Consider the following 20,058-nt stretch of genomic DNA (forward strand, 5'->3'; position numbering starts at 1 on the left):
CTCCGAATGGCGGGTCGCGGACTATGTGGCCCCTGCCTAAATCGCCGTAATTGCCGATATTTTCTATCTGTGCGATAATAAATACGGACTTTTGCGGAATACGGTTTCACGGTCGACTGCTCAGGGAGGAGCGGAAATGGCTGTCGTGCTGATCCTCGTCCTTGTTGTCGTCGGCTCCGTGCTGTTTCATGTGCTGAGCCCGTGGTGGTGGACGCCGATCGCGTCCAACTGGAGCTATATCGACAGCACGCTCGTCATCACCTTCTGGATCACCGGTATCGTCTTCGTGGCGGTGATTTCCTTCATGGCCTATTGCGTGTTCCGCTTCCGGCACAAGCCAGGCAACCGGGCGCATTACGAGCCCGAGAACCGCAGGCTGGAAGTCTTGCTCGCCTCGGGAACGGCGGTCGGCGTCGCCGCCATGCTGGCGCCCGGCCTCATCGTGTGGAAACAGTTCATCACGGTGCCCCCAGATGCCGCATCGGTGGAGGTCGTCAGCCAGCAATGGCTGTGGAGCTTCCGCCTGCCGGGCGCTGACGGAAAGCTCGGCCGCGCCGAGACGCGCGATGTCACCGCCGAAAATCCACTCGGCCTCGACAAGAACGACGCAAGCGGCCTCGACGACGTCATCATCGAGGGCGGCGAGCTGCACCTGCCGATCGACAAGCCGGTGCACATATTGCTGCGCTCCGTCGATGTGCTCCACGATTTCTACGTGCCGGAATTCCGCGCCAAGATGGACATGATCCCCGGCATGGTCACCTATTTCTGGCTTACGCCGACACGGACGGGAACCTTCGAAATTCTCTGTGCCGAACTTTGCGGCGTCGGCCATCCGCAGATGCGCGGGACCGTCGTGGTCGACAACGCCGCAGACTATCAGACCTGGCTCGATCAGCAGCAGACATTCACCCAGCTTACGGCATCATCGGGAGATCCACCGCCGGCAAACTGAGCCGGCGAAGAGGGTTGGATGCCGCCGGCCGGTTAACCGGCGGAAGACGGCCGGAGGCCGCATCGGGAAGGAAAGGGAAGAGAGATCATGGTCGAGATTCCATCCGGCAGCATCCCCTCCGCCGAAGTCGAGGATGTCGAGCTTTATCATCCGCACAGCTGGTGGACCAAATATGTGTTCAGCCAGGATGCGAAGATCATCGCCGTGCAATATTCGATCACCGCCATCTCGATCGGCCTGGTGGCGCTGGTGCTCTCCTGGCTGATGCGGATTCAGCTCGCCTTTCCCGGCGCTCTCTCCTTCATCGATGCCGATCATTATTACCAGTTCATCACCATGCACGGCATGATCATGGTGATCTATCTCCTGACCGCGCTCTTCCTCGGCGGTTTTGGCAACTATCTCATTCCGCTGATGGTCGGCGCGCGCGACATGGTCTTCCCCTACGCGAACATGCTGAGCTACTGGATCTATCTGCTTGCGGTGCTGATCCTGGTCGCGGGCTTTTTCGTCCCCGGCGGCCCGACAGGGGCCGGCTGGACGCTTTATCCGCCGCAATCGGTTCTGTCAGGCACGCCAGGCGGCAAGGACTGGGGCATCCTCCTGATGCTCAGCTCACTGATCGTCTTCATCATCGGTTTCACCATGGGCGGCCTGAACTATGTGGTGACGGTGCTGCAGGGACGGGCGCGCGGCATGACGCTGATGCGGATGCCACTCACCGTCTGGGGCATCTTCACCGCGACCGTGATGGCGCTGCTCGCCTTTCCAGCGCTCTTCGTCGCCTGCGTCATGATGCTCTTCGACCGCGTGCTTGGCACCAGCTTCTTCATGCCCGCCATCGTCGAGATGGGCACGCAGCTCCAGCATGGCGGCGGTAGCCCGATCCTCTTCCAGCACCTGTTCTGGTTCTTCGGCCATCCCGAGGTCTATATCGTGGCGCTGCCTGCCTTCGGCATCGTTTCGGACCTGATCAGCACGCATGCGCGCAAGAACATCTTCGGCTACCGCATGATGGTGTGGGCGATCGTCATCATCGGCGCGCTGAGTTTCGTCGTCTGGGCCCACCATATGTATGTCAGCGGCATGAACCCGGCCTTCGGCTTCTTCTTCGCCACCACGACGCTGATCATCGCCGTCCCAACGGCGATCAAGGTCTATAACTGGGTGCTGACGCTGTGGCGCGGCGACATCCACCTGACGCTGCCGATGCTCTTTGCGCTCGCCTTCATCGTCACCTTCGTCAATGGCGGGCTCACCGGTCTCTTCCTCGGCAACGTCGTCGTCGACGTGCCGCTGTCGGATACGATGTTCGTCGTCGCGCATTTCCACATGGTCATGGGGGTCGCGCCGATCCTCGTCATCTTCGGGGCGATCTATCACTGGTATCCGAAGGTGACGGGACGCATGCTGGACGAGACGCTCGGCCAGATCCACTTCTGGATCACCTTCCTCGGCACCTATGCCATCTTCTTTCCGATGCATTATCTCGGCCTGCTCGGCGTGCCGCGCCGCTATTTCGAGATGGGAGAGACGGCTTTCGTTCCTCCCTCGGCCCATACGCTGAACATATTCATCACCATCATGGCTCTGGTCGTCGGGGCGGCACAGATCGTCTTCCTGTTCAATCTGGCCTGGAGCCTTTTCCGGGGCAGGGAGGCAGGCGGCAATCCGTGGCGGGCAACGACGCTCGAATGGCAGACGCCGCAGACGCCGCCTGCGCACGGCAACTGGGGCAAGGATCTGCCTGTCGTCTATCGCTGGGCCTATGACTATAGCGTGCCGGGCGCGGCGGAAGATTTCATCCCGCAGAATGTGCCGGCAAGCGATGGCGTCACCCGCGAGGTTCCGGCATGAACGTCATCCTGCTTTTCCTCGCCGCCATCGCCGCCATCATCATCTGGTGGCTGGCCGGGCAGCGGCTGACCTCGAAGCCGTGGCTCGAAACCGGCTCGGTGCAACTGCCGGATCGTCATGGCGTCGACCGGCCGCCGGTGCCGGCGGTGAAGATCGGCCTCTTCGTGTTTCTCGGCGTCGTCGGCGCGATCTTCAGCCTTGCCGTCAGCGCCTATTTCATGCGCATGGCCTCTGCCGACTGGTGGGGGATGCCGGTTCCCCGCCTGCTCTGGGTAAACACCGCAGCACTCGCCTTGAGCAGTGCCGCGCTGCAATGGGCCAAACGCGAAGCCCGGCACGGCCGCCTGGAAAGCCTGCGGCCGGCGCTTGTGACAGGCCTTGCGCTTGCGGTCTTCTTTCTCGTCGGGCAGATCCAGGCATGGCGGGAGCTTGCGGCAGCCGGCTATGTGCTTGCCGACAATCCCGCCAACAGCTTCTTCTACATGCTGACCGGCCTGCACGGCCTGCATATTCTGGGCGGGCTTGCCGTGCTCACGCACACGACGGTCAGGGCATTTTCAGCCGACGTTCAACCGGAAAGGCTGCGGCTCAGCGTCGACCTCTCGGCCATCTATTCGCATTTCATGCTCGCCGTCTGGCTCCTGCTCTTCGCGCTCTTTGCCGGCTGGGCGAATGATTTCGTCGATCTCTGCCGCACATTACTGAACTAGGAGATTTGCAGATGGCACATCCTGTCCAGACACACGGCGAGCCCGGCCTCAGGCCGGCGGGTCTTCGCGGTGTCGCGGCCGATTTCAGTTCGGATCAGCGCGCCTTCAAGACAGCCTCCTGGGGCAAGGCGATGATGTGGATCTTTCTGCTCAGCGACACCTTCGTCTTCGGCTGCTTCCTGATCGCCTATATGACGGCCCGCATGTCGACGCCGGTCCCGTGGCCCAATCCGAGCGAGGTCTTTGCGCTGCATATCGGCGGCCAGGACGTTCCGCTGATCCTGATCGCGATCATGACCTTCGTGCTGATCTCGAGCAGCGGCACCATGGCGATGGCGGTCAATTTCGGCTATCGCCGCGACCGCCGCACGACCGCGATCCTGATGCTGCTGACGGCGGTTCTGGGCGCATGCTTCGTCGGCATGCAGGCCTTCGAATGGACGAAGCTTATCACCGAAGGCGTGCGCCCCTGGGAAAACCCGTGGGGGGCGGCGCAATTCGGCTCGACCTTCTTCATGATCACGGGCTTTCACGGCACGCACGTGACGATCGGCGTCATCTTCCTCCTCATCGTCGCCCGCAAGGTTTGGCGCGGCGATTTCGACGTGGAACGGCGCGGCTTCTTCACCAGCCGCAAAGGCCGCTACGAGGCCGTCGAGATCATGGGCCTCTACTGGCACTTCGTCGACCTTGTCTGGGTCTTCATCTTCGCATTTTTCTATCTGTGGTGAGGTCGTCATGAGCGAGACAACGGCGCATGCACAAGTCCAAACGGCGCATGCACAGGCACATACCGGACAGCAGCACCCGATCCGGCTCTATCTCCTCGTCTGGGGCCTGCTCTTCGTGCTCAGCGCGGCCTCCTACATGGTCGATTATCTCGGCATCCAGGGCTATCTGAGGTGGACGCTGATCCTGCTGTTCATGATGCTGAAGGCCGGCCTGATCGTCGCCGTCTTCATGCACATGGCCTGGGAGCGGCTGGCGCTCGTTTACGCCATCCTGCTGCCGCCGCTGCTGGTGCTGGTTTTCGTGGCGCTCATGGTATCGGAAGCGGACTATACGATCTTCACCCGGCTCGCCTTTTTTGGCGCCGGGCCGTAGAACACGCGGGTCCGAACTGCTGTCCTGACAGCAATAGTGAAATGCATTTGTTTTCCCTTAAAGGCGACTGCAGGGTCGCTTGCAGGCCCTGAAACGGGGCATAATGACAGGCTCCCAGGAAAATTTTTGCGTCCTGTATTTTGTGTGGAACTCTCTGCCTCTCTGCGCGTTTGGCAGCATCTTTATGGAGCGATCAGGAGGAGATCATGCAACCGAAGATCGGGGCGGATGCGCCTGCGGACCGCTGGATTGGTGCTGTGGAGCTTGCGATCGTGCAGAAGGCTTTCGACAAGCTTTGCGCGGAGCGCGGCTGGTCACGCGACTGCGCAGAGGCGCGCGAACTCGCTCGTATAACAATCGACCTTTACCGGCAGGGTGCTGACAGCGAATACAAGCTGCACACCATGCTGTCAGGCTCCGATTTCAAGACACCGGCCCTGTGAGGGGCCCATGAGCAATGTCGTAACATTCCCGCGCCGCAACCTCCGACCGCAGCGGCCATCCTATGTCGGCTCGGCAAGGCAGGTGGAGGGAAGGATCGCCATTCTGGAGACGATCGCGAAGATCACCGTTCGCGACAGCGCCTTCACGCCCTATGAACAGGCTGCCCTGCTGGCGAAGCTGAGAACCGCCATCCGGGCGGAATGCGTTGCGCACAAGCTGTCGCCGGAAGAACAGTTCGAGACGATGCGCTATGCCGAGCGGCTTCTCGACGATATCCTCGAAAGCGTCAACGACTGAACCGGCTGCCTTCACGTCATCTTGTTCCGCCGCACCCTTCCAGGCACCATGCCGCAGTTGCAGAGCGCCATCTCCTCATGCCAACATTCGATCATGCTGATCCGACCTGCCAGAGCGGAAGACCGCAGCGCCATCTGGATTATCCTGGAGCCTGTCATCCGGGCGGGTGAAACCTATACGCTCGACCGCGACATGAGCGAGGCCGATGCGCTCGGCTACTGGCTCGGTTCCGACAAGGAAACCTTCGTCGCCGATGACGGCGGCAGCATCATCGGCACCTATTATATCAAGGCCAATCAGGCAGGCGGCGGCAATCACGTCTGCAATTGCGGCTATATGACCGCGCCCGAAGCGGCGGGCCAGGGTGTGGCGCGCATCATGCATCAGCACTCGCTTGCCCATGCGCGCCAGCGCGGCTTCCGGGCCATGCAATTCAATTTCGTCGTCAGTTCGAACGAGCGGGCAGTGCGGCTGTGGCAGTCGCTCGATTTTCAGGTGGTCGGCCGGCTTCCGGGTGCGTTTCGCCATCCCACACTTGGGTTTGTCGATGCGCTTGTCATGTACAGGGATCTCTGAGGGCGGGAGCCCTTTGTTACAGCGACGATATCGATCATGGAAGCGTCTGTCCGCCGCGTTGCGACGCATTGCGCCCAATGATCGCGGCGATCACCACGAAGAGCACTGCCGTGCCGAGGTTCCAGCCGAGCACCATCACGGTCGCGTCCAGCGGATGAAACATCGAGAGTGCCGAGGAGGTGATGCCCGAGACGGCGAGGCTGCCGATGAGTGCGACGGAGACCGGCCGCAGGAAGGCGACGTAGCGCAGCATGATCAGCATCAGCAGAGAGAGTGGAATGCTGGTGACGATGAGCGTCAGCAGGCAGCTCGTGGCGGCCTCGACGGTGACGGCGGCCGGCGGTAGCGCCACCCAACCGGCAAAGCACTGATAGCCGATATTGGCCATCCAGATGACGAGCGTGGGAAGCGGAAGCAGCATCCACAGACGGGATTTGTCGGGCAGGCTCATCATGAATGTGGCGATTGCCGCGAGAATGCCGGTCGCGAGCGAGGACAGCATGCCCGTCAGGAAGACGGGATCGGCCATGCGTTCGGCAAATTGCGGGCGCAGGCCATGGATCATCGTCAGGATGCCCATCAGCGCGAAGGCGAGCGCCAGCCAGAGGGCGGCGCGCAGCAGCGGCGGCCGCAGCCGCCTGACGGGTGTGACATTGTCCGCGAGAGACCGGATGAGATCGGAGGTCTCCATCACGGCTCACCATGATCGAGAAGGATCTTGCGAAGGCTTTTCAGCGCCCTATGAGTGGCTACCTTCAGCGACGTGACGGACATCCCGCTCTCTCTGGCAGCCTCCTTCAGCGACATTTCCTTCAGTTTCAGCATGTTGATCGCCTGCTGTTGCGCCGGCGGCAGGTCGCTGATTGCGCCTTCGAGATGAACCCGGTTGGCAGCTTCCTCGATATCGTTACTGGTTGCAACCGCGTCATGTTCGCTCGACAGCGGAAATTCATGGGCGCGCTGGCGTCCCTGCCGGCGCAGCCGGTCGAAGGCGCGCCGGTTTGCAATGCCGACGAGCCAGGGGCCGAAGGGCCGGGTCGGGTCGTAGGTTTCGCGGATCGAATGAATGGTCAGCAGGATATCCTGAACCGTGTCCTCCACGTCTCTCGGGTCGCGGTGATAGCGCACCGCCAGCGAGCGCAAATAGGGCGTGATCTCCTGCAGCAGGCGAAGATACGCGGCAGCATCGCCATCCTGGGCGCGGGCCATCAGGATCGTCCAGTCGAGCTCGCGATGGCGTGCGCGCCTGATGTCAGAGCCCGCCGGCCGGGAGGAGACGAGTTTCAGTCGGTCGCCGCGCTCCTCGCTCATGCGGGCGCGCTCCTTTTCCGCGGGCGGGCAAACAGGCGTGACATGAGATAGTCGAGCGACAGCGGGCCGGGGCCGAGCGCCATGACGGCGAGCGCAAGGGCAGCCCAGTAGAGGTGAAAATTCACCCAGCCGTCTGGAAAGACCAGCTGGATGATGCCGCTCATGATCAGCAGAGCAAGGCCGACAAGGCGCGTGGCAAAGCCTGCCAGCAGCAGGACCGGCAGCGCGATCTCCGCACAGCCGACGAGAAGGGCGACCGTATCGGGGGCGGGGAAACCGTAGAGATTGCCGAATATATGCAGCTTGAACTGGTCTTCGAACAGGAATTGCGTGCCGACCGAGAGCTGCAGGAAGCCGTCCCAGCGGGTCAGCCCCGAGCGCAGGAAGGGCAGCGCAAGCGCAATGCGCACGACCGGCGGGGCGACGGCGAGGCCGATCAGGCTGACGATGTCGAGAAGCCGCAGATAAAGTGCGGCAGGCGTAAAGCGGGTGTCCGTCATTTGCTGCCGCTCCCGAATGCGGTGAAAGCGCGTGCCGTCATCAAGCCAGAGAGGCAGGCAGGCAGGTCGAAACGGGGACTGTCCTCCAGCGCCTGTTTCATCGCGTCGATCATCGTCCGCCCCTTGCCGAGTGCGATGATGAAGGCGGCCGCACCCGGCGGCAGCGCGCGCGCTTCGACATCTGCGCCGGGGCGCAGCAGCAATATGTCTTCGCCGCCGGCGGATATATCCACTTCGGCCGGCTGCCCGTCCGCAAGGTTCATCCGCCAGATTGTCAGCGCCGGGAAGGGCGAGCGCACGATGCGCAGCGAGGGATGCAGCACGACGCTGAGATGCGGCAGGTCATCGGCCTTGATTGCGGCAAAGGCCCCGGACGCGATCGGCTCTGCCTCGGCGGCATGGTAAGCCTCCACCCAGGCCCGTTCGATGCGCGCCACGTCGGCGAGATAGGGAAGGCTTGCCGCGGGTTCGAAAGTCTCGATGAAATCGGCAAAGCCCCGGCCATAATCGAGCATGATCGGGGAGGTGGGCGGATCGAGCGCGACATAGATCCGCCCCATGGCAAGGAAGAACTCGTCGCCAACGATGCGCGCCACGGCCGGAAACGCATCCTTCAACGTCGCCGTCAGTCCGGCGATGACGTTGTTGCGGTAAACGTTGAAGCGCCTCAGGCTGGGCCGGCCATCCGGCCCGACCAGACCTTCGGGCAAGGGTTGCGCGGGGTCCAGAAGGGCTTTGGCGAAATCATGCTGGCGTTTGGCGGTCGAAGGTGCCGTCGGCATCAGCCGATCCCCCGTGTGACGACATTGCGCCAGAACCGGCGCAGACTATCGAGACCGCCGGCGGTCGAACTCCAGAGTGTGGCAACGCTGCCCATCGGGGCGGCAATTTCCCGCGATCGATCCCAGGCATAGTAGATGGCAACTCTGTGGCCGGTCATCTGGGGCTCCTCATTCGGCGGCCGCGCGTGGATGGTGCAAGGCCGCCTCGCGCATCAGCCTTTCGGCGCGCGCCGCTTCCTCGGCCAGAACAGGCCATTCCGGAAGATCGGCATCCCATTCGATCAGCGTCGCCACCGGTCCGGCACGGGAGAGCGCATGGGCGTAGAGATCCCAGACGATGGCATCGACCGGGCGATCATGCGTGTCGATGAGCAGCGGCCGGTCTCCCTCGTCAGCTTCGCCCGCGTGGCCGGCCAGATGGATTTCGCGGACATACTCCAGCGGATAGGCGTCGATATAGGCGACGGCGTCCCAGCGCTGGTTGGTGGAGGCGACGTAGACATTGTTGACATCGAGCAGCAGGCCGCAGTCGGTGCGCTGCACGATCTCGGCGATGAAGTCGATCTCAGACCAGGTGCTTTCGGAGAAGGCCAGATAGGTCGAGGGGTTTTCGAGCAGCATCTGCCGGCAGAGCGCCTGCTGCACCTCGTCTACGTGATCGGCGACGCGAGACAGCGTCTCGTCTGTGTATGGCAGCGGCAGGAGATCGTTGAAGAAACCGGCATCATGCGACGACCAGGCGAGATGTTCGGAAAAGAGTGCGGGCCGGTAGCGCTCGTTCAGCGCCTTCAGCCGGGAAAGATGCTGCCTGTCGAGCGGCCGGTCGGCGCCGATCGACAGGCCGACGCCATGCAGCGACAGCGGATAATGTTCGCGCACGGCGGCGAGATAACGATGCGGCGGGCCGCCTTCGCCCATGTAATTTTCCGCATGCACCTCGAAGAAACCGATATCCGGCAGGGTCTCGATGATGTGGCTGTAATGCTCCGCCTTGAGGCCGACACCGGCGCGGGCCGGCATGTCTTGATCAGTGAAGGCAATGTCTGGATTTTGCATGGGGCACCTGGCATCGGTCGGGTGGGACCGGCCCGCGCAGGAGCGGGCCGGTCTTTTCGGGAGGCAAGTCTTCGGAGGATGTCGGTCCTCGGGGCAGTCTTCCGGCGGGCGGTCATCCGGTTCTGCCCGGAGCAAGCCTCCCGAATCGGCGTCGGATCAGGCCTTGGGAGTGAGGCTGCCGGTGCCCTTTGGCGTGGACATGGTGGTGCAGGTGCCCGTCGGAACGAGCTTGAAGGCATTGCCCTGGTAATCGACGGTGCTCGTGCCTGCGCAGGTCGTGCCGGCGCCGGCATAGCAATCGTTCTGGCCCTTCAGCGCCGTGCCGAAGCAGGGCTCGACCTTGCCGGATTTCACCAGGGCCGTATGTTCCGCCTGGATCTTCTTCTGCGCGTCGGTGAATTCTTCCGCACCGGCCGGCAGGGCCGTGAGGGCACCGATGGCGCTGGCGAAGGCTCCGACGACAAGCGTGGACAAGATGCGATTGGACATTGTTATTCTCCGGTTTTCGATGATGGCCAGAAGACTGTTCAGTCGCCTGGGGCGGTGCGATCCGCCTGTCTTGAAGTTCGCTGCAGCGGTCGAAAGGTTACCTGCTCCTGCTGCCTCTTTTGTTCTGCGCAAGACGCTCACATCCTGCCTTTGCCGGGCGCGGGTTTGCGCGTAACGATCGTTGCGGGATGGATGGAGGGCGGCTCGGCGAGCAGCGGCGGAACACTCCCAAAGATCAGCTTTGCCGCTTCGCCGCTCATATGCGCATTGCGGCTTTCGTGATCGGTGAAGAGATCGATGAGGAAGATCAGGTCGGGATCGGCTTCAGAGCGCAGCACGAGCCAGGTCGTCGTGCCGGCCTCGCTTTCGACGTGCGGCAGCGCGCCTGCAATCAGGCGCGCGACATCCTCTCCGTTTCCGGTCCTGGCGCGGAACGGAATGACGGCGACAAGTTCGTTCATCATAAATTGCCCTCAATGGTCTGTCCGAGCCATTAAGGGTGAAAAATCCGGGCCAGTATTGAAGGGTGTTGCGGCTCTTGGTACCGCCTTGCTACCGCCCGACGTTCAGCTCAGGCGGGAATCCCGTAAACCGGTATTTCGCCGCTGAGCCCCCGCAGGAAGGCCGTGGTGCCGTGCAGGCTGCGGCCGCGCGCGGCAAGCAGCGCACGCGCGTCCTCGTCCTCGACCACTGGTGTCGTTGCAAAGATCATGTCCGGGGTGGCGATCGTCTGCAAGCGCGAGGCGACATTGACCGTCTGGCCGAAATAATCCTGCCGCTCGTTCATCAGCACAGCAAGGCAGGGGCCGCTATGCAGGCCGACCTTCAGGAACAGGTCGTCGCGGCTGTCGCGCCGGTTGAGTTCATCGATCACCTTGCGAATGTCGAGCGCGGCGGCCACGCCCTGCGCCGGGCTCGGAAAGGTTGCCATGATCGCATCGCCGATCGTCTTGACCACTGCGCCGCCATGGGCGGAAACGACCTGATGCATGAGCTGGAAATGCGAGCGCACCAGATCGAAGGCCGCAAGGTCGCCGATCCGCTCGTAGAGTTCGGTCGATCCCTTCAGGTCCGTGAACAGGAAGGTCAGGCTGGTGATCCTGAAGCGCTGATTGATATCGAGAACATTGGTGCGGTAGATATCCCGGAAGGTCTGGTGGGTGAGCAGCCGCTTGGCGGTCAGGACAGGCACGCGCCGCGTAAGGATCGCCTCCAGCGCCTCGCCGGCGATCCAGAGGATCGGTATTATCCTGCGGTTCGTCCGATTTTCCAGATCGAGCGTCAGAAGGCCGGGCGCCACCTGCAACGTTTCGCCGGCCTGGTGCGCGTCATCGATCTCGATCGACAGGCGCTGGCCGTCGGTTGGTTCGCCGGTCACCTCCAGGAAACGCGAGCTGTGCGTCACGGGATCGAAGAGGATGGCCACACCCTCACTCATCTCAACCTGGCGGCCCATGCGCGCACCCGGCGCAATCTCAAACGCGTCGAGAACGACTTCGCCGACGATGGGGGCAAGATGTTCGGGCAGATCGCTGCCGGAACTCCAGAAAATCTGGCGCGTATAATCCCAGAGCGGCAGGCTGTCGGGATCGTGGGCGGCGATGTGGCGGATGCGCGGGTCGACGGTGAAGGTGATCTCTACGGTTTCGTCGAGCGTCGGTTCGCAATCGAGCGAACAGAAGGAACAATTATAGTGATGCTGGTCGATGCCCTGCAGCGATTCCGCCTGATAGAGCACACCGCCGCAGCTTTGACAGACGACGTTCCAGGAGAGTTCGAAAAGGCCGAACTGGGTGGCATGCAGGAAGGCTGCGATACTCTCCTGTTCGCCGAGCCCGTTCGCCCGCGCAAAGGCCAGCGGATTGACGCGGTTCAGGCGAAAATCCGGCGCGTCTTCGATTAGATGCGCCATCGCGCTGGCAACGGTTTCGTCGACATGCTGGCGCACGGCCATGACGCGGTTGGTTATATCGGGCATCGCTCATCCCATCAGATAGGGCTCAAAAACAGGGCCGAGAGGAACAAAATAGGGCGGTGGCGGCAGGCAGGCGAGCCGTTTATTTTTTCGCCTTAAAGTAACCTTTTGCGTACCGGAGCGAAACAGCTGATCGCTCCGTGCAGGCGGCCGCTTGCTTCGCGCAAAACCTGGCCCTAATTCGGCGGGCGCCGCCGCAGCCGACGTCCGTGCTCGCGTGCAAAAGCGGCGGGCGTGCCACCCGTCAGGCGGTGGAAACGCCGGGTGAAATGGCTCTGGTCCGAATAGCCGGTCGCAAGGGCCACTTCCGCCAGCGACGTATCGGTTTCGGCAATCAACACCCGGGCGCGCTCGATCCGGCGCTGTTCGACGAAATTGATCGGGCTTACGCCGGTGCTCTGCTTGAAAAGCCGGGCGAAATGAAAGCGGCTGACATCGACGAGGGCCGCCAGTTCCGCAAGCCCGATCATCCGGTCGAGATTGTCCTCGATATAGTCGGTGATGCGCTTGATTTCGGCCTTGCCGAGGCCGGGCAGCGTGCGGCGCTCCGCAATGCCGAAGGCGTTATAGGCCCTCAGGAGATGCGCGGCGAGGGCGGCAGAGACCTGGTCGACGATCAGCGCCTGGGCGGGATGGGCCTGCTGCTCCAGTTCAGCGAGCAGCACGAGCGCCATATTTTCGATCAGCCTGTCGCGGGTTTCGAATATATTCCTGATTTCGATGCTTGCCGCGCGCGACCCAAGCTCTTCGCCCGCGGCTGCCACCAGCCGGGCCGGAACACGCAGCCGCGCCGATGTTGGCGTGCGGCCCTCCCACGTCGATACGCAGCCCGCCGGCATCAGAAGCGACATGCCGGCCGAAATCGTGCCCTCGTGGACGACCCCGTCGCGCCGCTGGATCAGCCGGGCGCGGCCGGAGGGGCAATAAGAAATCAGGTGGTGATCGAGGGCCGGATAGGTCTGCGAACAATCGAGCCGCGGCCGATAAAGATCGACAGTCACTCCGCTCCATCCCCGATCCCGCGTCGTCGCCATCGGCCGTCGCGGCTTGATGTCGACGATCTCTTCGATGGAGACGAGCTTTTGTCCTGACGGCGAAATGGAGTGCAACTCGTTCATGACAGTTCGGCCAATCCAGGTTGTGCTGATATCAGGGTAGAGGTTTTTGGCGGCGGGTTGAAGTGTTCCGGTGGTTGAAATGAGGCTGCTGCAGGCAGAATGCTGCACGCTGGAGACCTTGTTTCGTTCTATCGGTTCTCGTCTGCAGGGCAAAAAGAAAGCCGGCACAGGGCCGGCTTAGACGAACGCGGCTGAACAGGGGATACTGAGCCGGTTCCTTGCATTTCGTGACTGACAATAAATTTCACTACAATGCCGAGGTCAGCAGAGAAGGCGTAACGAGATCGCCATAAGGGCGGCTCCGCAAAGGGGTGGGCGGCGGGCGGAGACCGGTGCTGTCCTCAGGTGTGTTTATGAGGGAGGAACATCACCGATTGATGACATCGCAAACCGGGCGGTGATTTTCTTTTCATAGGCCCGATCTGTCCTGTGGATGGACGTCCGAGCCTGACATTTTAGGCGGATACCCGGATCGTGTGAATGCTGTGTTCAGGCCCTTGCGGATGTCAAAGCTTCACAAAGGGGCTATATAGCGGGCGAATTCGATCTGATATCCGCAAAGAGCCCCATGGCACCGATCATTTCCATCCAAAATCTCACCAAGACCTATGCAAATGGCTTCCAGGCGCTGAAGGGCATCAACCTCGAAATCGAACGCGGCGAAATCCTGGCGCTGCTTGGGCCGAATGGGGCGGGCAAGACGACGCTGATCTCGATCATCTGCGGCATCGCCAATCCAAGCGGCGGCGCGGTCATCGTCGACGGGCATGATGTGGTGAAGGATTTCCGCGCCACACGCACGCTGATCGGGCTCGTGCCGCAGGAGCTCACGACCGACCAGTTCGAGACGGTGTGGAATACGGTGAGCTTTTCGCGCGGGCTGCACGGCAAGAAGGCCAACCCCGCCCATATCGAAAAGGTGCTGCGCGACCTGTCGCTCTGGGACAAGAAGGACAACACGCTGCGCCAGCTCTCTGGTGGCATGAAGCGGCGCGTACTGATCGCCAAGGCGCTGTCGCACGAACCCTCGATCCTCTTCCTGGACGAGCCAACGGCGGGCGTGGACGTGACGCTGCGCAAGGACATGTGGCATGTCGTCGAGCGGCTGCGGGCCTCCGGTGTGACCATCATCCTGACGACGCACTATATCGAAGAGGCCGAAGAGATCGCCGACCGCGTCGGCGTCATCAATGGCGGCGAACTGCTGCTCGTCGAAGACAAGCAGGCGCTGATGGCCAAGCTCGGCCGCAAGCAGCTCATCCTCGAACTCAACGAACCGCTGGAGAAGCTTCCGGACTGCTTTGCCGGCAACGGCCTGTCGGTCGAGGCCGAGGGCAACCGCCTCGTCTATGAATTCGATACGCACAACGAGCACGAGAGCGTGGCATCGCTTCTGACGCGGCTTGGCGAAAACAATATCCATTTCCGGGATCTCTCGACGCGCCAGAGCTCGCTCGAAGATATCTTCGTATCGCTGGTAGGAGGCGCAAGATGAACTTCGAAGCGATCAAGTCGATCTATTACTTCGAGATGGCGCGCACCCGGCGCACGCTGCTTCAGAGCGTAATTTCGCCCGTCATTTCCACCTCGCTCTATTTCATCGTCTTCGGGGCGGCCGTCGGCTCGCGCATCCAGCAGGTGGAGGGCGTTTCCTACGGCGCCTTCATCACGCCCGGCCTCATCATGCTGACGCTGCTCGGCCAGTGCATCGGCAACGGCTCCTTCGGCATCTATTTTCCGAAATTCACCGGCACGATCTACGAGATCCTGTCGGCCCCCGTCGCCATGACGGAAATCCTGATCGGCTATGTGGGGGCGGCCGCAACCAAGGGGCTGCTCATCGGCGTCATCATCCTGGTAACGGCCAATATCTTCGTCGATGTTCGGATCGAGCATCCGTTCATGATGGTGCTGTTCTTCCTGCTGACGGCGATCAGCTTCAGCCTGTTCGGCTTCATGATCGGCATCTGGGCGACGAATTTCGAGCAACTGAATCTCATCCCCATGCTGGTCGTGCCGCCGCTGACCTTCCTCGGCGGCAGCTTCTACTCGATCAACATGCTGCCGCCCTTCTGGCAGGCGGTCAGCCATTTCAACCCGGTGCTCTATCTGGTCAGCGGCTTCCGCTGGAGCTTCTACGGGATTGCCGACGTCAACCCGCTGGTCAGCCTCGGGATGATCTCGCTGTTTCTGGTGATTTGCCTCAGCACGCTCGGCTGGATCTTCAAGACGGGGTATCGGCTGCGCAACTGATGAGTGGCCGCCGCCACCGGCAAAATCCGAGTAGGCGGCCACAAAAATCGTTCACATTTTGTTCGCAATTGCTAGTCTGGCCTCGCTGTCATTTGCGGAGGAGGAGAGTCGTGGCGGAGCAACAGGCGAAGTTCGAGCGGTTTAAGGCATTGCATCAGCGGGATGCGGCATTCGTTATACCGAACCCGTGGGATGCCGGCTCGGCCCGGATTTTGACGAGCCTCGGTTTCGAGGCCTTGGCGACCACTAGCGCCGGCTATGCCTTTTCCAAGGGCAAGCGGGATTCCTTTGCGAGCCTGAAGCGCGGCGAGATCCTCGACAATGCCGCCGAGATCGTCGGAGCGACCGATCTTCCCGTATCGGCCGATCTCGAGGACGGGTTTGGTGCGGCGCCCGAGATCTGCGCCGAAACGATCCGGCTGGCCTCTGCGATTGGGCTGGTCGGCGGATCGATCGAAGATGCCACCGGCAATCCGGCAAGGCCGATCTATGATCTCTCGCAGGCCGTCGAGCGCGTACAGGCCGCGGCGGAGGCGGCGCGGAAGCTGCCTTTCCTGCTGACGGCGAGGGCGGAGAATTTTCTCTGGGAGCGGCCCGATCTCGATGACACGATCAAGCGGCTGCAGGCTTTCTCGGCAGCCGGTGCCGATGTGCTCTATGCGCCCGGTCTGCCTGATATCGACGCCATCCGAACCGTCTGCACCGCCGTCGACAAGCCCGTCAATGTGGTGATGGGCCTGAAGGGGCCGCGCTATAGCGTTGCCGAACTCTCGGCGGCAGGCGTGCGCCGGGTGAGTGTGGGCGGGTCCTTTGCGCGCGCTGCACTTGGCGCACTGCTGCGGGCGGCCGAGGAGGTAAAATCATCGGGGACCTTCACCTACGCCGCCGATGCAATGCCGGCAGCCACGCTCAGCCAGCTCATGTCGCAGGAGAAACGGGGCGACCGGCAGTAAGGCAGGAAGCCGGTGGGGGGCGGGTTCGATATAGCCTGCGGTCTGTGCTCCTCACTTCCCCGCCGGCTGCGGTTCCGGAAATGTCCAGCTTCCATCGAGGATCGGCTGGCGTGGGCGGTAGAGGCGGACGGTGTAATTCCAGCCCTTCATTACGGGCAAGCAATTGGCGATCTTGCCGTCGCAGCCGCCGAATTGCACCTTGACCGCGCCGTCTGCTTCCTTGTCAGCGGTGATATTGTTTAGCGTATAGGCATTGAGCTTGTTCTTCTCGTAGTAGCCTTTGCCATTGTAGACGCTGACCGACCAGAAGCCGTCGACGGGAACATCCATGACGGAGAGCCGGTAGACCATCTTGCCGTCGTTCTTCGGTGGTGTCTCGTTCAGGTAGATCGCGTCCTTCTCGGGATTTCCGCCCCAGCCGACGGCGCTGCCGATGAGATGGCGGATCGGGTCGACCTGATCTTTCGCCCCGAAGGCGCCCTTGAAATCCGGAATGGTCGTGCCCAGCACGATCAGCGCGTCACGGACCTTCTTCTGGCTCGCCTTGTCCCAGTCCGGGATCTCGAACGTTCCCGCATTTGCCTGGCTGATGGTGAGAGCGTTCTGGAGATTATGGACCTGCTTGACATCATCGGGGTCGTTGGGATCGACGAGGGTCCTGATGCCGACGAGGATGTAGCGCGTGCCGGCCGCTGCCCGATCATAGGTGTAACTGCCGGCGTCATATTTCACATCGCCGACTACGTAATGGTCTTCGTTGATGATCTGCATCGAGCGGAAGCGTTTGCCGGCGTCCGGAAGCGTGATGGTGACCGGCCCGGCATCGAGATCGATGACAGCGGATGAATAGAGCGTATCGCGGTTGGCCCGGATCACGGACTGATGATCGATGTCCATCGGTTCGCGATGATGGTTGAAGATACCGGTCTTGCCGCCGCCGTCCTTCACGGCATTGCTGAAATAGAGATCGGATTCGGCGCGGGCGAAATTGTCGACGGTGACCGGCTTGGCCGTCTGCGCCCCGGCCTGTGAGGCGAGCGCAAGTGCCAGCGTGGCGATGGCGGCACGGCAGGCAATGCGGACAGGCACTAATGCAGGTGCAGGCTTTGACCACCTCATGGCTCTCTCCCGTTTCGGTCAATTTTCCGAGGAAAAGCCTTTCACAGGCCCGATTTCGGGAGAAGTACGTTACCGTAAACCACGCCGTAAATGGCGGGCAGCAACACCTGCGGCTCAGGCCTTTTTCCTGCGCTGCCGCTTGCCGTGCCGCGGGTGAAAATCGACGAGCAGGGATTTCAATTCGAGTTCGCGCACGCGCCGTGCCGCTTCGTCAGGGCTCACCCAATCCAGCATGCGCTGGCCGGTTTCGCGAAACTGCCCGTGTGTATGCTCGACTTCGATCTGGAAGATATCGACGATGCAGGGCGCGACGTCGCCGTCATCCAGCTCCTTCAGATAGGTGTAGCGGCCGACCGGCTGCTTGCTCACCGTTCCGCGCACGCCGGCTTCCTCCCAGGCCTCGATGGCGGCTGCCTCATGCGGCTTCTTCTTTTTCATCGGCCAGCCCTTGGGAATGATCCAGCGGCCGCTGTCGCGCGTGGTGACGACGAGGACTTCGATTTCGGGGTGATCAGTCTCGGGACCGCCGTTTCGGTAACGGAAGCAGAGCGCGCCATATTGCTGGCGAAAGGCGCCTGAGAAAAGCTTCTCGGGTCTTTCTGCAAGCTGCTTCAGCAGGGGCTTTGAGGGTCCGGCGTAGGATTTTGCGCCTTTTTTGCGGGATTTCATGACATCTAGCATTGTCAGATTTTACTTTTTCGATCAATTGCCTGCGACGCTTTATGACAGATTTATGACAGTCTTCTACGACAGTCCCCGGTTCAGGAAGGATCGCCCGAGATGATGAGCGTGTTTCGCAAGATGATGCCGCGGGAGGACCGCTTCTTCGATATGTTCTGCAGGCATTCGGAAACGGTCGTCGCAGCCGCCCATGCTATGGAAAAGCTGTTGAAGGGCGAGGCGGTTCAGGAGAATTGCGACAAGATCATCGCACTGGAAGACCAGGCTGACGACATCACCCGCGAAGTGCTGGTTGCTGTCCGGCGCAGCTTCATCACGCCCTTTGACCGCGGCGACATCAAGGATCTGATCCAGTCCATGGATGATGCGATCGACATGATGCACAAGACGGTGAAGATCATCCGCCTGTTCGAGCAGACGAGTTTCGACCCGCTGATGCAGGAGATGGGCGGGGAGATCGTCAAGGCGGCGGCCCTGATGGAGGAAGCAATCCCGCTTCTTAACAAGATGGGTGCGAATGCGCAGCGGCTGGCTGTCATCGCCGAAGAGATCACCCGGGTCGAAGGCCGCTCCGACGAACTGCATGACGAGGGGCTCAAGGACCTCTATCGCCGGCATGGCGCCAGCGGCAATGCCATGGCCTACATGATCGGCAGCGAGATCTACTCCAATCTGGAAAAGATCGTCGACCGGTTCGAGGACGTGGCCAATGAAATCAGCGGCGTCGTCATCGAGAACGTCTGATGGAAGCCTCTCTTTCCCTTCCGCTGCTGATCGGGTTGATCGGTGTGGCGCTATTCTTCGATTTCCTGAACGGGCTGCATGATGCGGCAAACTCGATTGCGACCATCGTTTCCACCCGGGTTCTCAGGCCGCAATATGCCGTCGGCTGGGCGGCCTTCTTCAATTTTATCGCCTTCCTGTTTTTCGGCCTGCATGTTGCCGAAACGCTCGGCACCGGCATTATCGATCCGGCCATCGTCTCGCCGCAGGTGATCTTTGCTGCACTGATGGGGGCGATCGTCTGGAACATCGTCACCTGGCTGTTTGGCATTCCCTCTTCGTCTTCGCATGCGCTGGTCGGCGGGCTTGTCGGGGCAGGATGGGCGAAGGTCGGTTTCAGCTCCATCGTCTGGGGCGGCTTGTTGAAGACGGTTGGCGCGATCTTCATGTCGCCGGCGATCGGCTTCCTGCTTGCGCTGTTCTTCGTCCTCGTCGTCTCCTGGCTCTTCGTGCGCCAGACGCCCTTTGCTGTCGACCGCACCTTCCGCTTCATGCAGTTCGTGTCGGCCTCGCTCTATTCGCTCGGACATGGCGGCAACGATGCGCAGAAGACCATGGGCATCATCGCCGTTCTTCTCTTCAGCCAGGGGCAGCTCGGCCCGAGTTTCCATGTGCCGCTCTGGGTGGTCATCTCCTGCCAGTCGGCCATGGCGCTCGGCACGCTCTTCGGCGGCTGGCGGATCGTGCATACGATGGGCTCGAAAATCACCAGGCTCAACCCGATGCAGGGGTTCTGCGCCGAGACCGGCGGGGCGCTGACGCTGTTTGCCGCGACCTGGCTCGGCATTCCCGTGTCGACGACGCATACGATCACCGGAGCGATCATCGGTGTCGGCGCCGCGCGACGCTTGTCGGCCGTGCGCTGGGGTGTTGCGGGCAACATCGTCATCGCCTGGGTGATCACCATGCCGGCTGCCGCTGCCATCGCGGCCGCCTGCTATGGGATTGCAAGCCTGTTTGCCTAAGGGCAGGGGTCCGCTCGATGTATCGGATACCCTAATTTTAGGGGTCGCCATTTTCGATCGGATGTTGYGCTCTATTCTCCATGCAAGGAGAAGGAGACAACGAGCGGACCATGCATTTATCCAGGCATTT

25 protein-coding genes are annotated in these 20,058 nt (G+C 61.7%); 13 read left to right on the top strand and 12 right to left on the bottom strand.

Annotation, left to right across the window (positions count from 1 at the left end):
• Nucleotides 1–136: 136 nt before the first annotated feature.
• From AC1DTN_RS19135 to AC1DTN_RS19170, 8 genes are all read left to right on the top strand, one after another.
• Nucleotides 137–955, top strand: a complete 819-nt coding sequence (locus AC1DTN_RS19135; protein ID WP_477922101.1) for a cytochrome c oxidase subunit II — start codon at nt 137–139, stop codon at nt 953–955.
• Nucleotides 956–1,042: 87 nt separating this feature from the next.
• Nucleotides 1,043–2,812 (top strand): cytochrome c oxidase subunit I, encoded by a 1,770-nt coding sequence (gene ctaD / locus AC1DTN_RS19140; RefSeq protein ID WP_113321569.1) that lies wholly within the window; start codon nt 1,043–1,045, stop codon nt 2,810–2,812.
• Complete coding sequence (locus AC1DTN_RS19145) at nt 2,809–3,522, top strand: cytochrome c oxidase subunit 3 (RefSeq protein WP_477922103.1); 714 nt, start codon at nt 2,809–2,811, stop codon at nt 3,520–3,522. Before ctaD ends, AC1DTN_RS19145 begins: the two co-directional genes overlap by 4 nt.
• An 11-nt stretch (nt 3,523–3,533) precedes the next feature.
• Nucleotides 3,534–4,253 (top strand): heme-copper oxidase subunit III family protein, encoded by a 720-nt coding sequence (locus AC1DTN_RS19150; RefSeq protein ID WP_113321567.1) that lies wholly within the window; start codon nt 3,534–3,536, stop codon nt 4,251–4,253.
• 7 nt (nt 4,254–4,260) lie between these two features.
• Nucleotides 4,261–4,626: a cytochrome C oxidase subunit IV family protein gene (locus AC1DTN_RS19155; protein WP_113321566.1), complete on the top strand. Its 366-nt coding sequence runs from the start codon at nt 4,261–4,263 to the stop codon at nt 4,624–4,626.
• 206 nt (nt 4,627–4,832) lie between these two features.
• On the top strand, nt 4,833–5,069 hold the full coding sequence (locus AC1DTN_RS19160; protein WP_037103012.1) for a hypothetical protein: 237 nt from the start codon (nt 4,833–4,835) through the stop codon (nt 5,067–5,069).
• Between the two features lie 7 nt (nt 5,070–5,076).
• Nucleotides 5,077–5,367, top strand: a complete 291-nt coding sequence (locus AC1DTN_RS19165) for a hypothetical protein (RefSeq protein WP_113321565.1) — start codon at nt 5,077–5,079, stop codon at nt 5,365–5,367.
• Nucleotides 5,368–5,460: 93 nt separating this feature from the next.
• On the top strand, nt 5,461–5,943 hold the full coding sequence (locus AC1DTN_RS19170) for an N-acetyltransferase family protein (RefSeq protein WP_477922106.1): 483 nt from the start codon (nt 5,461–5,463) through the stop codon (nt 5,941–5,943).
• A gap of 34 nt (nt 5,944–5,977) precedes the next feature.
• On the opposite strand, the gene AC1DTN_RS19175 is transcribed toward AC1DTN_RS19170, so the two are convergent.
• The 10 genes from AC1DTN_RS19175 to AC1DTN_RS19220 form a co-directional block, all read right to left on the bottom strand.
• Nucleotides 5,978–6,634, bottom strand: a complete 657-nt coding sequence (locus AC1DTN_RS19175) for an NrsF family protein (RefSeq protein WP_439015269.1) — start codon at nt 6,632–6,634, stop codon at nt 5,978–5,980.
• The gene (locus AC1DTN_RS19180) at nt 6,634–7,254 is read right to left on the bottom strand and encodes a sigma-70 family RNA polymerase sigma factor (RefSeq protein WP_113321563.1); all 621 of its coding nucleotides are present in this window, start codon (nt 7,252–7,254) and stop codon (nt 6,634–6,636) included. The genes AC1DTN_RS19175 and AC1DTN_RS19180 overlap by 1 nt, the downstream gene beginning before the upstream one ends.
• Nucleotides 7,251–7,754, bottom strand: a complete 504-nt coding sequence (locus tag AC1DTN_RS19185; protein WP_439015266.1) for a DoxX family protein — start codon at nt 7,752–7,754, stop codon at nt 7,251–7,253. Before AC1DTN_RS19185 ends, AC1DTN_RS19180 begins: the two co-directional genes overlap by 4 nt.
• Nucleotides 7,751–8,536, bottom strand: coding sequence for an HvfC/BufC N-terminal domain-containing protein (locus AC1DTN_RS19190; protein WP_439015265.1), 786 nt, complete (start codon nt 8,534–8,536; stop codon nt 7,751–7,753). Before AC1DTN_RS19190 ends, AC1DTN_RS19185 begins: the two co-directional genes overlap by 4 nt.
• On the bottom strand, nt 8,536–8,694 hold the full coding sequence (locus AC1DTN_RS19195) for a hypothetical protein (protein WP_439015264.1): 159 nt from the start codon (nt 8,692–8,694) through the stop codon (nt 8,536–8,538). Before AC1DTN_RS19195 ends, AC1DTN_RS19190 begins: the two co-directional genes overlap by 1 nt.
• Before the next feature lie 10 nt (nt 8,695–8,704).
• Nucleotides 8,705–9,592 (bottom strand): MNIO family bufferin maturase, encoded by an 888-nt coding sequence (gene bufB, locus AC1DTN_RS19200; RefSeq protein ID WP_439015262.1) that lies wholly within the window; start codon nt 9,590–9,592, stop codon nt 8,705–8,707.
• A gap of 156 nt (nt 9,593–9,748) precedes the next feature.
• On the bottom strand, nt 9,749–10,081 hold the full coding sequence (locus AC1DTN_RS19205; protein WP_439015260.1) for a BufA1 family periplasmic bufferin-type metallophore: 333 nt from the start codon (nt 10,079–10,081) through the stop codon (nt 9,749–9,751).
• Between the two features lie 137 nt (nt 10,082–10,218).
• On the bottom strand, nt 10,219–10,542 hold the full coding sequence (locus AC1DTN_RS19210) for a putative quinol monooxygenase (protein ID WP_439015258.1): 324 nt from the start codon (nt 10,540–10,542) through the stop codon (nt 10,219–10,221).
• Between the two features lie 110 nt (nt 10,543–10,652).
• The gene (locus AC1DTN_RS19215) at nt 10,653–12,059 is read right to left on the bottom strand and encodes a DUF5939 domain-containing protein (RefSeq protein WP_477922110.1); all 1,407 of its coding nucleotides are present in this window, start codon (nt 12,057–12,059) and stop codon (nt 10,653–10,655) included.
• 173 nt (nt 12,060–12,232) lie between these two features.
• Nucleotides 12,233–13,174 (bottom strand): helix-turn-helix domain-containing protein, encoded by a 942-nt coding sequence (locus tag AC1DTN_RS19220; RefSeq protein ID WP_477922111.1) that lies wholly within the window; start codon nt 13,172–13,174, stop codon nt 12,233–12,235.
• Nucleotides 13,175–13,742: 568 nt separating this feature from the next.
• Here AC1DTN_RS19220 and AC1DTN_RS19225 point away from each other — a divergent pair.
• The 3 genes from AC1DTN_RS19225 (at nt 13,743) to AC1DTN_RS19235 (ending at nt 16,380) form a co-directional block, all read left to right on the top strand.
• Nucleotides 13,743–14,669 carry an ABC transporter ATP-binding protein gene (locus AC1DTN_RS19225; protein WP_113321555.1) on the top strand — a complete coding sequence of 309 codons (927 nt, stop codon included), beginning with the start codon at nt 13,743–13,745 and terminating at the stop codon, nt 14,667–14,669.
• Nucleotides 14,666–15,427 (top strand): ABC transporter permease, encoded by a 762-nt coding sequence (locus tag AC1DTN_RS19230; RefSeq protein ID WP_113321554.1) that lies wholly within the window; start codon nt 14,666–14,668, stop codon nt 15,425–15,427. Before AC1DTN_RS19225 ends, AC1DTN_RS19230 begins: the two co-directional genes overlap by 4 nt.
• Before the next feature lie 110 nt (nt 15,428–15,537).
• Entirely contained in the window at nt 15,538–16,380 is an 843-nt protein-coding gene (locus AC1DTN_RS19235) for an isocitrate lyase/PEP mutase family protein (RefSeq protein ID WP_477922114.1), read from the top strand.
• 51 nt (nt 16,381–16,431) lie between these two features.
• On the opposite strand, the gene AC1DTN_RS19240 is transcribed toward AC1DTN_RS19235, so the two are convergent.
• Together AC1DTN_RS19240 and AC1DTN_RS19245 are read right to left on the bottom strand one after the other, a co-directional pair.
• The gene (locus AC1DTN_RS19240) at nt 16,432–17,457 is read right to left on the bottom strand and encodes a DUF1254 domain-containing protein (protein ID WP_477922278.1); all 1,026 of its coding nucleotides are present in this window, start codon (nt 17,455–17,457) and stop codon (nt 16,432–16,434) included.
• Between the two features lie 156 nt (nt 17,458–17,613).
• Nucleotides 17,614–18,168 (bottom strand): NUDIX hydrolase, encoded by a 555-nt coding sequence (locus tag AC1DTN_RS19245; protein ID WP_477922116.1) that lies wholly within the window; start codon nt 18,166–18,168, stop codon nt 17,614–17,616.
• Nucleotides 18,169–18,279: 111 nt separating this feature from the next.
• Between AC1DTN_RS19245 and AC1DTN_RS19250 the strand changes: the two genes are divergently transcribed.
• A complete protein-coding gene (locus AC1DTN_RS19250) occupies nt 18,280–18,924 on the top strand; it encodes a DUF47 domain-containing protein (RefSeq protein WP_113321550.1) in 645 nt (214 codons plus the stop codon).
• On the top strand, nt 18,924–19,928 hold the full coding sequence (locus AC1DTN_RS19255; RefSeq protein WP_310387881.1) for an inorganic phosphate transporter: 1,005 nt from the start codon (nt 18,924–18,926) through the stop codon (nt 19,926–19,928). The genes AC1DTN_RS19250 and AC1DTN_RS19255 overlap by 1 nt, the downstream gene beginning before the upstream one ends.
• The last annotated feature ends 130 nt before the right edge of the window (nt 19,929–20,058 follow it).

This window comes from Rhizobium sp. 01T444, assembly GCF_056398305.1.

Bases quoted from the DNA above. Each gene is read 5' to 3' on its own strand.
- AC1DTN_RS19135 (WP_477922101.1), top strand. From the start codon at position 137: ATGGCTGTCGTGCTGATCCTCGTCCTTGTTGTCGTCGGCTCCGTGCTG.
- ctaD (WP_113321569.1), top strand. From the start codon at position 1,043: ATGGTCGAGATTCCATCCGGCAGCATCCCCTCCGCCGAAGTCGAGGAT.
- AC1DTN_RS19145 (WP_477922103.1), top strand. From the start codon at position 2,809: ATGAACGTCATCCTGCTTTTCCTCGCCGCCATCGCCGCCATCATCATC.
- AC1DTN_RS19150 (WP_113321567.1), top strand. From the start codon at position 3,534: ATGGCACATCCTGTCCAGACACACGGCGAGCCCGGCCTCAGGCCGGCG.
- AC1DTN_RS19155 (WP_113321566.1), top strand. From the start codon at position 4,261: ATGAGCGAGACAACGGCGCATGCACAAGTCCAAACGGCGCATGCACAG.
- AC1DTN_RS19160 (WP_037103012.1), top strand. From the start codon at position 4,833: ATGCAACCGAAGATCGGGGCGGATGCGCCTGCGGACCGCTGGATTGGT.
- AC1DTN_RS19165 (WP_113321565.1), top strand. From the start codon at position 5,077: ATGAGCAATGTCGTAACATTCCCGCGCCGCAACCTCCGACCGCAGCGG.
- AC1DTN_RS19170 (WP_477922106.1), top strand. From the start codon at position 5,461: ATGCTGATCCGACCTGCCAGAGCGGAAGACCGCAGCGCCATCTGGATT.
- AC1DTN_RS19175 (WP_439015269.1), bottom strand. From the start codon at position 6,634: ATGGAGACCTCCGATCTCATCCGGTCTCTCGCGGACAATGTCACACCC.
- AC1DTN_RS19180 (WP_113321563.1), bottom strand. From the start codon at position 7,254: ATGAGCGAGGAGCGCGGCGACCGACTGAAACTCGTCTCCTCCCGGCCG.
- AC1DTN_RS19185 (WP_439015266.1), bottom strand. From the start codon at position 7,754: ATGACGGACACCCGCTTTACGCCTGCCGCACTTTATCTGCGGCTTCTC.
- AC1DTN_RS19190 (WP_439015265.1), bottom strand. From the start codon at position 8,536: ATGCCGACGGCACCTTCGACCGCCAAACGCCAGCATGATTTCGCCAAA.
- AC1DTN_RS19195 (WP_439015264.1), bottom strand. From the start codon at position 8,694: ATGACCGGCCACAGAGTTGCCATCTACTATGCCTGGGATCGATCGCGG.
- bufB (WP_439015262.1), bottom strand. From the start codon at position 9,592: ATGCAAAATCCAGACATTGCCTTCACTGATCAAGACATGCCGGCCCGC.
- AC1DTN_RS19205 (WP_439015260.1), bottom strand. From the start codon at position 10,081: ATGTCCAATCGCATCTTGTCCACGCTTGTCGTCGGAGCCTTCGCCAGC.
- AC1DTN_RS19210 (WP_439015258.1), bottom strand. From the start codon at position 10,542: ATGAACGAACTTGTCGCCGTCATTCCGTTCCGCGCCAGGACCGGAAAC.
- AC1DTN_RS19215 (WP_477922110.1), bottom strand. From the start codon at position 12,059: ATGCCCGATATAACCAACCGCGTCATGGCCGTGCGCCAGCATGTCGAC.
- AC1DTN_RS19220 (WP_477922111.1), bottom strand. From the start codon at position 13,174: ATGAACGAGTTGCACTCCATTTCGCCGTCAGGACAAAAGCTCGTCTCC.
- AC1DTN_RS19225 (WP_113321555.1), top strand. From the start codon at position 13,743: ATGGCACCGATCATTTCCATCCAAAATCTCACCAAGACCTATGCAAAT.
- AC1DTN_RS19230 (WP_113321554.1), top strand. From the start codon at position 14,666: ATGAACTTCGAAGCGATCAAGTCGATCTATTACTTCGAGATGGCGCGC.
- AC1DTN_RS19245 (WP_477922116.1), bottom strand. From the start codon at position 18,168: ATGAAATCCCGCAAAAAAGGCGCAAAATCCTACGCCGGACCCTCAAAG.
- AC1DTN_RS19250 (WP_113321550.1), top strand. From the start codon at position 18,280: ATGATGAGCGTGTTTCGCAAGATGATGCCGCGGGAGGACCGCTTCTTC.
- AC1DTN_RS19255 (WP_310387881.1), top strand. From the start codon at position 18,924: ATGGAAGCCTCTCTTTCCCTTCCGCTGCTGATCGGGTTGATCGGTGTG.